The organism is Paludibacter propionicigenes WB4, from assembly GCF_000183135.1.
Lineage (GTDB): Bacteria > Bacteroidota > Bacteroidia > Bacteroidales > Paludibacteraceae > Paludibacter > Paludibacter propionicigenes.
This window is the reverse complement of the sequence record NC_014734.1, coordinates 3,541,753-3,553,808: the sequence shown is the minus strand read 5'-3', so window position 1 is coordinate 3,553,808 and position 12,056 is coordinate 3,541,753. Positions and strand designations below refer to the sequence as shown.

The 12,056-nt window shown below is 42.0% G+C and carries 1 protein-coding gene; it reads left to right on the top strand.

Annotation, left to right across the window (positions count from 1 at the left end):
- Nucleotides 1-57 precede the first annotated feature (57 nt).
- Complete coding sequence (locus PALPR_RS14735) at nucleotides 58-12,036, top strand: MBG domain-containing protein (RefSeq protein ID WP_171805052.1); 11,979 nt, start codon at nucleotides 58-60, stop codon at nucleotides 12,034-12,036.
- Nucleotides 12,037-12,056 lie beyond the last annotated feature (20 nt).

Here is a 12,056-nt window from a genome sequence, read left to right as displayed (position 1 = left end):
AACTGAAACAAGATGAAGACAATAATCCCGATCGTTAACGATATAAAAGATACGATTATGAGCAAATTTAAGACAATTTTCCTGCTATTAGCCTTTACGATGTTAGCTAATTTTAGTGTTGTGGCACAAAGTCCCGGGGGTGATCCTCCGGCACCCTTTGCTGTAACCGGCACCGGCTCATACTGCACAGGTGGTACAGGAGTTGCAGTTGGACTTGCAGGATCAGAAACAGGCGTTACCTATACGCTATATAAAGGAGCTGTTGCTCAGACACCTACCGTTGACGGTACGGGGTCAGCTATCTCATTCGGTAATCAACTGATTGGTACTTATACTGTCAAAGGTAGCAGTCCGTTAGGTACAACAGATATGACCGGAACGGCAAACGTTACCCTTAAACCAGCATTCGCAATAAGTAGTCAGTCAACTGATACCCAAACTATAACCTATGGAGGTACTTTCACCTCCATATCGGTTACAGCAACGGGTTCGGGATTAACGTACCAATGGTATAGCAATAGCTCTGCAAGTACAACCGGAGGAACTTCGCTTGGAACTGACAATGGTGCGCAAACTAATAGCTATACACCACAAGCTAATACAATTGGAACACTTTATTACTACTGTATTGTAAACGGAGATTGTGGTACATTAACGAGTGCTGTATCTGGAGCGTTTGTTGTAAATCAGATAACTCAGTCGATCTCCTTTAACAGCTTATCATCCAAAACTTATGGAGATGCATCCTTTACTGTTTCAGCTACAGGGGGGGCATCAGGTAATCCGGTGACATTTACCAGTTCGGATAATAATGTAGCTACTTGTACAGGAACAAATGGTTCTACAATAACTATAATTGCTGCAGGAAGTTGTACCATTTATGCAAATCAGGCAGGTAATACCAATTACAGTGCAGCGGCTCAGGTTGGACAAACGTTTACCGTAGACAAGAAATCGTTGACAGTAACAGCCGATAATAAGAGTAAGGTGTATGATGGTTCGGTATTCAGTCCGTTTACGGTAACTTATTCAGGATTTATCAGTGGAGAGAGTGTCGGTAATTTAGGTGGAACTCTTGCATATTCGGGCACAGCCACAACAGCTACAGCAGTGGGTACAGGATATGTTATCACTCCTTCAGGGTTGACATCAAGTAACTATGCTATCAGTTTTGTCAACGGAACATTGGATATTACCAAGGCAAGCCAGAGCATTACTTTCGGTGCTTTGTCAAACAAGACTTATGGCGATGCAGATTTTGGTCCCGGTGGCACTTCATTGACCTCAGGTATAAATGCCATAACTTATGTAAGCTCTAATACCGCTGTTGCCACTATTGTATCAGGTCAGATTCATATTGTGGGTGCCGGAACAACGACAATCACCGCAAGTCAGGCAGCCAGTGCAGATTATAGTGCAGCCAGTGACGTAAGTCAGAGCTTTACCGTAGACAAGAAATCGTTGACAGTAACAGCCGATAATAAGAGTAAGGTGTATGATGGTTCGGTATTCAGTCCGTTTACGGTAACTTATTCAGGATTTATCAGTGGAGAGAGTGTCGGTAATTTAGGTGGAACTCTTGCATATTCGGGCACAGCCACAACCGCTACAGCAGTGGGTACAGGATATGTTATCACTCCTTCAGGGTTGACATCAAGTAACTATGCTATCAGTTTTGTCAACGGAACATTGGATATTACCAAGGCAAGCCAGAGCATTACTTTCGGTGCTTTGTCAAACAAGACTTATGGCGATGCAGATTTTGGTCCCGGTGGCACTTCATTGACCTCAGGTATAAATGCCATAACTTATGTAAGCTCTAATACCGCTGTTGCCACTATTGTATCAGGTCAGATTCATATTGTGGGTGCCGGAACAACGACAATCACCGCAAGTCAGGCAGCCAGTGCAGATTATAGTGCAGCCAGTGACGTAAGTCAGAGCTTTACCGTAGACAAGAAATCGTTGACAGTTACGGCCGATAATAAGAGTAAGGTGTATGATGGTTCGGTATTCAGTCCGTTTACGGTAACTTATTCAGGATTTATCAGTGGAGAGAGTGTCGGTAATTTAGGTGGAACTCTTGCATATTCGGGCACAGCCACAACCGCTACAGCAGTAGGAATAGGATATGTTATCACTCCTTCAGGATTGACATCAAGTAATTATGCTATCAGTTTTGTCAATGGAACATTGGATATTACCAAGGCAACTCAGAGCATTACTTTCGGTGCTTTGTCAAACAAAACTTATGGCGATGCAGATTTTGGTCCCGGTGCCACTTCAGTAACCTCAGGTATAAATGCCATAACTTATGTAAGCTCTAATACCGCTGTTGCCACTATTGTATCAGGTCAGATTCATATTGTGGGTGCCGGAACAACGACAATCACCGCAAGTCAGGCAGCCAGTGCAGATTATAGTGCAGCCAGTGACGTAAGTCAGAGCTTTACCGTAGACAAGAAATCGTTGACAGTAACAGCCGATAATAAGAGTAAGGTGTATGATGGTTCGGTATTCAGTCCGTTTACGGTAACTTATTCAGGATTTATCAGTGGAGAGAGTGTCGGTAATTTAGGTGGAACTCTTGCATATTCGGGCACAGCCACAACCGCTACAGCAGTGGGTACAGGATATGTTATCACTCCTTCAGGATTGACATCAAGTAATTATGCTATCAGTTTTGTCAATGGAACATTGGATATTACCAAGGCAACTCAGAGTATTACTTTCGGTGCTTTGTCAAACAAAACTTATGGCGATGCAGATTTTGGTCCCGGTGCCACTTCAGTAACCTCAGGTATAAATGCCATAACTTATGTAAGCTCTAATACCGCTGTTGCCACTATTGTATCAGGTCAGATTCATATTGTGGGTGCCGGAACAACGACAATCACCGCAAGTCAGGCAGCCAGTGCAGATTATAGTGCAGCCAGTGACGTAAGTCAGAGCTTTACCGTAGACAAGAAATCGTTGACAGTAACAGCCGATAATAAGAGTAAGGTGTATGATGGTTCGGTATTCAGTCCGTTTACGGTAACTTATTCAGGATTTATCAGTGGAGAGAGTGTCGGTAATTTAGGTGGAACTCTTGCATATTCGGGCACAGCCACAACCGCTACAGCAGTGGGTACAGGATATGTTATCACTCCTTCAGGATTGACATCAAGTAATTATGCTATCAGTTTTGTCAATGGAACATTGGATATTACCAAGGCAACTCAGAGCATTACTTTCGGTGCTTTGTCAAACAAAACTTATGGCGATGCAGATTTTGGTCCCGGTGCCACTTCAGTAACCTCAGGTATAAATGCCATAACTTATGTAAGCTCTAATACCGCTGTTGCCACTATTGTATCAGGTCAGATTCATATTGTGGGTGCCGGAACAACGACAATCACCGCAAGTCAGGCAGCCAGTGCAGATTATAGTGCAGCCAGTGACGTAAGTCAGAGCTTTACCGTAGACAAGAAATCGTTGACAGTAACAGCCGATAATAAGAGTAAGGTGTATGATGGTTCGGTATTCAGTCCGTTTACGGTAACTTATTCAGGATTTATCAGTGGAGAGAGTGTCGGTAATTTAGGTGGAACTCTTGCATATTCGGGCACAGCCACAACCGCTACAGCAGTAGGAATAGGATATGTGATAATACCTGAGGGAGTAATATCTTCCAATTACACCATTACATTTGTGGCTGGTAAGTTAGACATAACTAAGAAGACATTAACCATTACTGCTGAAGATAAAACAAAAGTCTATGATGGTTCAGTTTATAGTCCGTTTACTGTAACTTATAGTGGTTTTGCAACAGGAGATGATACATCTAGCTTAGGGGGTACGTTGGTGTACAATGGAACTGCGAGAGTTGCAACTAATGTAGGAACAAATTATACCATCATACCTAGTGGTCTTACTTCTACAAATTATGACATCGACTATGTCAATGGCACATTAGATATCACTTCAAAGGCACAGACTATTACTTTTGATCTTTTACCAACGAAGACTTATAATGATCCGAATTTTAACCTGACAGCAACAGCAAGTTCAGGTCTTCCGGTAAGTTATGTTAGTAGTAATACATCTGTTGCAACAATTTCGGGGAATACAGTAACCATTGTAAGTGCAGGGAGTACGGACATAACAGCCAGTCAGAGTGGTAATTCAAATTATACTGCTGCAACAGATGTAGTACGAACTTTAACTGTAGGAAAGGCTAACCAGGTACTTACATTAAGTCCATTGCCTGTAGGAACATTACCACTTAAAGATTTTAACTCAACGCCGGTTCAGGTGACAGCAATTTCTTCTTCAGGATTACCTGTATCCATTTCACTGGGTTCTGGTAGCGCTGCAACATTAAATGGGAGCAATCAGTTGGTAAGTATCGGACAAACAGGAACTGTAGTTATAAACCTTAATCAGGCAGGTGACGATAATTACAATTCGAAAAGTGAAAGTTATACTTTTGATGTTGTAAAGTCAAATCAAACAATCACGTTTAATGCGTTAAGTAGTGTTATTTATTCTCCGGGGTTGAATGTTGATTTAGCTGGAAAAGCTACGACAGATTCTCCTCTAGCTATTAGTTATACGGTTGTTAGTGGTCCTGCAACAATATCGGGTACCGAATTATCCATTACTGGTGCAGGTGCTGTTGTTATTAAAGCTTCGCAAGCCGGTGATGCTGCTTGGAACCCTGCAACTGATGCAACTCAAACGTTAACGGTTGGTAAAGCCACTCCAATGATTACTAATTTTTATGATCTCACAAAGAATTATGGTGATGCTAGTTTCACTTTAAATGCGTCTTCTTCTAGTACCGGATCATTCACTTATAACAGTAGTGATACTTCTGTTGCATCTATAATTGGTAATATTGTGACAATTGTAGGAACTGGTACAACAACATTAACTGCAAATCAAGGTTTTGATGATAATTATGCAGCAGTATCTACTACAGCAACTTTAATAGTTGGAGTAAATACGCAATCTATTTCCTTTGGGGCGCTCACTACCAAGACTTATGGGGATCTTCCTTATGATGTATCAGCTGTTGGTGGGGCTTCGAGTAAACCTGTTACATTCAGTAGTTCAGATAATACTATAGCTACATGTACCGGAGTAAATGGATCCATAATCACAATTATTGCGGCTGGAAGTTGTACAATATATGCTAATCAAGAAGGGGATGCAAATTACAGTGCTGCAAATCAGGTGAGTCAATTGCTGACTGTAAATAAGAAAGAGTTGGTTATATCAGGGATAACTGTACCAAACAAAGTTTATGATGGAACAAACGCAGCGACTTTGAATGGCGCTACATTAACAGGTAAAGTTGGTTCTGATGATGTTACTCTGACAGGGGGAACCGGCGTATTTGACAATAAAAATGTTGGTACATCGAAAAACGTAACTGCCAGTGGTTTTTCATTGACAGGAACCAAGGCTGGGAATTATGTCATATCAGCCCAACCAAGTGGTTTGTCTGCTGACATAATAAAAAGAACATTGACAATAACGGGAGCCACAGTAGCTAATAAACCTTATGATGCTACAACTACTGCTACATTGAATGGTGCAACTTTGAGTGAAGTCGCAGGTTCAGACGATGTGACTTTGGATGGTGGTATAGCTATGTTTGCAGATAAAAACGTGGGAATGGCAATACCTGTAAGTGTAACTGGATATATTTTAGGTGGTACAGATAAAAATAATTATCTATTGTCTGGACAACCAAGTGGTTTGACCGCTGACATAACAGCTCGCGCTATTACCATAACTGCTGATGCAAAATCTAAAATATATGGTGATGTTGATCCAGTATTTACAGTCCAAATAACTTCTGGTGCAATTCAAGGAAGTGATGTCGCAGGCGGCTCGTTAGCAAGAATTATAGGAGAAAACGTAGGCACTTATGCTATCAATCAAGGGACTTACAGTTACGGTAGTAATTATATAGAAACTTTTGTAAGTAAGGATTTGACAATTGCTAAACAAACTATTACCATTACTGCCGACACAAAATCTAAAACATATGGTGATATTGATCCTCTGTTTACTGCTCAGGTAACTTCAGGTACAATTAAAACAGGTGATGTTGCTACAGGTTCAATGACCCGGGTTTTGGGCGAAAATGTAGGTACTTATGCTATCAATCAGGGAACATATACTTACGGAAGCAACTACACAGAAACTTTTGTAAGTAACGATTTGGACATTGGAAAGCGTACAATAAGCATTACTGCTGATGCAAAATCCAAAGCATATGGCGATGTTGATCCGGCATTTAGTGCTCAGGTAACTTCAGGTACAATTAAAACAGGTGATGTTGCCGCAGGTTCAATGACCAGAGTTTCCGGTGAAAATGTAGGCATTTATGCTATCAATCAGGGAACATATACATACGGAAGCAATTATACAGAAACTTTTGTAAGTAAGGATTTGACAATTGCTAAACAAACTATTACCATCACGGCCGATACAAAATCTAAAACATATGGAGATATTGATCCTCTATTTACAGCTCAGGTAATTTCAGGAACGATTAAAACGGGGGATGTTGCCACAGGTTCAATGAGCAGAGTTCCCGGTGAAAATGTAGGTACTTATGCCATCAATCAGGGAACATATACTTATGGAAGCAACTATACTGAAACCTTCGTAAGTAAGGATTTGACCATTGGAAAACGTACAATAACCATTACCGCCGATGCAAAATCTAAAATGTATGGCGATACCGATCCTGTATTTACTGCTCAAATAACATCAGGGGCTATTCAGGGTTCGGATGTTGCTACAGGTTCTTTGTCCAGATTGACGGGCGAAGCAGTAGGGACTTATTCTATCAATAAAAATACTTACACTTATGGTAGCAATTATGCTGAAACTTTTGTAAACAATAATTTGTCCATACAAAAACGAGCTATCACGATTACTGCTGATGCAAAAAACAAGATGTATGGTGATGCTGATCCTACATTAACTGCTCAGGTAACATCTGGAACAATTCAAGGTAGTGATGCTGCAAGTGGTTCATTAACAAGAGCGGCAGGAGAAAATGCTGGTACTTATGCTATTAATCAGGGAACATATACTTATGGCGGTAATTATGCAGAAACTTTTGTAACTAAAGATTTGACCATTGCGAAACGTAATCAGACAATTACCTTTAATGCATTAACGTCTAAGACTTATATTGATCCTGATTTTGAACTTACAGCAACAGCGAGCTCAGGACTTCCGGTAGCTTATACGAGCAGCAACACTGCTATAGCAACAATCACAGGCAGTACAGTGAAAATTGTTGGAGTAGGCAACGCCAGTATTACCGCCAAACAAGAAGGGGATGCCAATTATAACGCAGCGACTGATGTTACGCAATCGCTGACCGTAACGAATATAACTCCAAGTAATTTAGTTTATACTTCACCGGTTGTTTATGTTGCAGGTAAATCTATAAAATCATTAAATCCTACTGTACAAGGTGGATATGTGACAGATTATAGTGTCAGTCCTGCTTTACCCGTTGGTTTAAGTATCGATCATGCAACCGGCATTATCAGTGGAACTCCAACAGCCACAGTCGCTGCTTCTAATTATACAGTTACAGCCAGCAATACGGAAGGAAGTGCTACTTTCTCTTTGAACATCACTGTAAATGATCCGATAGTAACAGTTGGAGTGCCCCCGGCTAATTTAAGTTATGCTACACCACTCGTCTTTGTAGCAGGTAAAGCTATCACTGCTTTGAGTCCAAGTGTTAGTGGCGGGATTGCAACAAATTATACCATAAACCCTGCTCTACCTACAGGTTTATCAATTAATAGTAATACAGGTGTTATTAGCGGAACTCCAACGGTTGTAAGTGCTGAATCAACCTATTTAGTTACAGCAAGCAATGACGATGGAAGTACAACTTTTTCTGTAGATATTACGGTTAATGATCCAACAATAACTACAGGTGTAGGTCCAAGTAATTTAAGCTATACTACTCCGCTTGTTTATATTGAAGGGAAGGCTATAACAGCTCTTTCTCCAAGTATTGAAGGTGGTGCAGCAACTAACTATAGTGTGATTCCTGCATTGCCGACGGGTTTAACCATTGACAATACTACAGGAGTTATCAGTGGTACTCCAACTTCAGTTACTTCGGAATCAAGTTATCAAATTACAGCCAGAAATAGTTATGGGAACACAGCTTTTGAGGTTAATATCACTATCAACAGTGGTAGTGTCACCACGGGTGTTGCTCCGGCAAATTTGAGTTATGCTTCCCCGGCTGTTTATGCCGTAGGCACCGCTATCACTCCATTGACCTCAACGGTAAGCGGAGGAGCCGTAAGCAGTTACACAGTAAGTCCTGCTTTACCAAGTGGTTTGACATTGAACGCCGTGACAGGAAGTATCACAGGCACTCCAACCGCAGCCACAGCGGTATCTGTTTATCAGATCACAGCCACGAACAGCTATGGCAGTACCAGCTTTGATGTCATCCTTACGGTTAACGCAGCAGGCGGAATCACAGGTATTGCTCCAAGTAATCTGAGCTATGCTTCACCGTCCGTTTATGCCGTAGGAGCCGCTATCACAGCATTAAGTCCGACCGTAACAGGCAGTGTAAGCAGTTACTCTGTTAGTCCTGCCTTACCAAATGGCTTAACGCTCGATGCCGTAACAGGAATTATCACAGGCACTCCAACAGCAGTGAGTGGAGCCACAAATTATACTGTAACAGCGAGCAACGAGACAGGCAGTACCAGTGCTATAATCAGCATAACGGTGAATGCCGCAGGCGGAGTCACGGGTGTTGCCCCAAGCAATCTGAAGTATGCTACTCCGGTAGTGTACAGCGTAGGCAGTTCCGTTAGCCTGACTCCAAGTGTAACAGGCAGCGTAGACAGTTACAGTTTGAACACAGCTTTACCTTCAGGATTGACGCTCAACGCATCAAGCGGAACCATCAGTGGAACACCGACAGCAGCCAGTGCAGCTACCAATTATTTGGTAACCGCTACTAATGCAACCGGTAGTACAAGCTTTACATTGAATATAAGGATTAGTGAAGCTCCTGTTATTGCAGGTGATACAAATGGAGATGGAAAAATCACTTTTCCAGAAATAGCCGGCGATACCAATGGTGATGGCAAGATCGACGAAACTGAAATCGCAGGAGATAAGGATGGTGATGGAAAAATTACTGCCCCTGAAATCGCCGGTGATACTAACGGTGATGGCAAGATCGACGGAACTGAAATCGTTGGTGACACGAATGGCGATGGAAAAATCACTGCCCCAGAGATAGCTGGAGATGCAGATGGTGATGGTAAGATTACAGCTCCCGAAATAGCAGGAGACATTAATGGTGACGGTAAAATCACTTCCCCTGAAATAGTCGGTGATACTAACGGTGATGGTATGATCGTTGGAACTGAAATTGCTGGTGACACGAATGGCGATGGAAAAATCACTGCCCCAGAGATAGCTGGAGATGCAGATGGTGATGGTAAGATTACAGCTCCAGAAATAGCCGGAGACATTAATGGTGATGGAAAAATCACTGCCCCTGAAATAGCCGGTGATACTAACGGTGATGGCAAGATTGACGGAACTGAAATCGTTGGTGACACGAATGGCGATGGAAAAATCACTGCCCCAGAGATAGCTGGAGATGCAGATGGTGATGGTAAGATTACAGCTCCAGAAATAGCCGGAGACATTAATGGTGATGGAAAAATCACTGCCCCTGAAATAGCCGGTGATACTAACGGTGATGGCAAGATTGACGGAACTGAAATCGTTGGTGACACGAATGGCGATGGAAAAATCACTGCCCCAGAGATAGCTGGAGATGCAGATGGTGATGGTAAGATTACAGCTCCAGAAATAGCAGGAGACATTAATGGTGACGGTAAAATCACTTCCCCTGAAATAGTCGGTGATACTAACGGTGATGGTATGATCGATGGAACTGAAATTGCTGGTGACACGAATGGCGATGGAAAAATCACTGTCCCAGAGATAGCTGGAGATGCAGATGGTGATGGTAAGATTACAGCTCCAGAAATAGCAGGAGACATTAATGGTGATGGAAAAATCACTGCCCCTGAAATCGCCGGTGATACTAACGGTGATGGCAAGATTGACGGAACTGAAATCGTTGGTGACACGAATGGCGATGGAAAAATCACTGCCCCAGAGATAGCTGGAGATGCAGATGGTGATGGTAAGATTACAGATCCAGAAATAGCTGGGGACATTAATGGTGACGGTAAAATCACTTCCCCTGAAATAGTCGGTGATACTAATGGTGATGGTAAGATCGACGGAACTGAAATCGTTGGTGACACGAATGGCGATGGAAAAATCACTGCCCCAGAGATAGCTGGAGATGCAGATGGAGATGGTAAGATTACAGCTCCAGAAATAGCCGGAGACATTAATGGTGATGGAAAAATTACTGCCCCTGAAATCGCCGGTGATACTAACGGTGATGGCAAGATCGACGGAACTGAAATCGCAGGAGATAAGGATGGCGATGGAAAGATTACCTCTCCCGAAATAGCCGGCGATACCAATGGTGATGGCAAGGTCGATGGAACTGAAATCGCAGGAGATAAGGATGGAGATGGAAAGATTATCTCTCCTGAAATAGTCGGTGATACCAATGGTGATGGCAAGATCGACGGAACTGAAATCGCAGGAGATAAGGATGGCGATGGAAAGATTACCTCTCCCGAAATAGCCGGTGATACCAATGGTGATGGCAAGGTCGATGGAACTGAAATCGCAGGAGATAAGGATGGAGATGGAAAGATTATCTCTCCTGAAATAGTCGGTGATACCAATGGTGATGGCAAGATCGATGGAACTGAAATAGCAGGAGACAAGGATGGAGATGGAAAAGTCACTTCTCCCGAAATTGGAGGAGACACTAATGGAGATGGCAAGATCGATGGAACTGAAATAGCAGGAGACAAGGATGGAGATGGAAAAGTCACTTCTCCAGAAATAGCAGGAGACACTAACGGTGATGGTAAAATCGATGGAACTGAAATAGCAGGTGACGCGAATGGCGATGGAAAGATTACTTCTCCTGAAATCGCCGGTGATACCAATGGAGATGGTAAAGTCACTTCTCCCGAAATTGTAGGAGACACTAATGGAGATGGAAAAATCGATGGAACTGAAATCGCGGGTGATTCTGATGGAGATGGTCAAATTACTTCTTCAGATATCCCAGCCATTACAATTGATGCTATCAATAATGCCACTCCGATAGAGGGTTGTGAAAATACGAATGTTATGTTTGGGTATTCCGTATTAACAGGAACTCCGACTCAATACAAGATTACTTTTGCTGTTTCTGCAATAGCTGTAGGCATTCATAACATTGATTATACGAATTTGCCTACATCATCAAATACAGGAACACTCTCATTTGCCATTCCAAATGGAATACCTGATGGGGTATACAAAGGTACTTTACAATTTAAAGATGAATTTGGTATTGAAAGTGCAGCTTATGAGTTCCAGTTTGTTGTCAATGTAAGCTCAGATTATATAGTTAAGAAGTTTGACGACGTTGTACTATGTGATAATAGTAATAATCGCTTTACAGCTTATCAATGGTATAAAGATGGTATTGCTATTCAGGGTGCAACAGAGCAATTTTATTGCGATCCGGCTGGATTGGTTGGCTCCTATTCTGTTGAAGTCACAACGAAAGATGGACAAAAAATCAAGACTTGCCAAAAACCATTCAACAGTCCGGTAAAGAAGAGTGTAAAAGCATATCCTAATCCGGTTCAAATAAATCAAGAGGTTACGGTTCAAATGAGTGGATTTGATAATATAGAACTAAAAGGAGCTAAGCTAACTGTTGTTGATATGAAAGGTAATTTAATACATCGTTCAAATAAAGTAGAAGCTTCTAATTCATTGAGTCTGCCTCCAGTTTCTGGAGTTTATGCAGGTCATGTTGTCACGGCCAATGGAACAGACTATGTATTCAAAGTAATTGTAACTAAATGATCTTATTAAATACAGATTCA

Coding starts and splice junctions, on each gene's coding strand:
- PALPR_RS14735 (WP_171805052.1), top strand. CDS start 58: ATGAGCAAATTTAAGACAATTTTCCTGCTATTAGCCTTTACGATGTTA.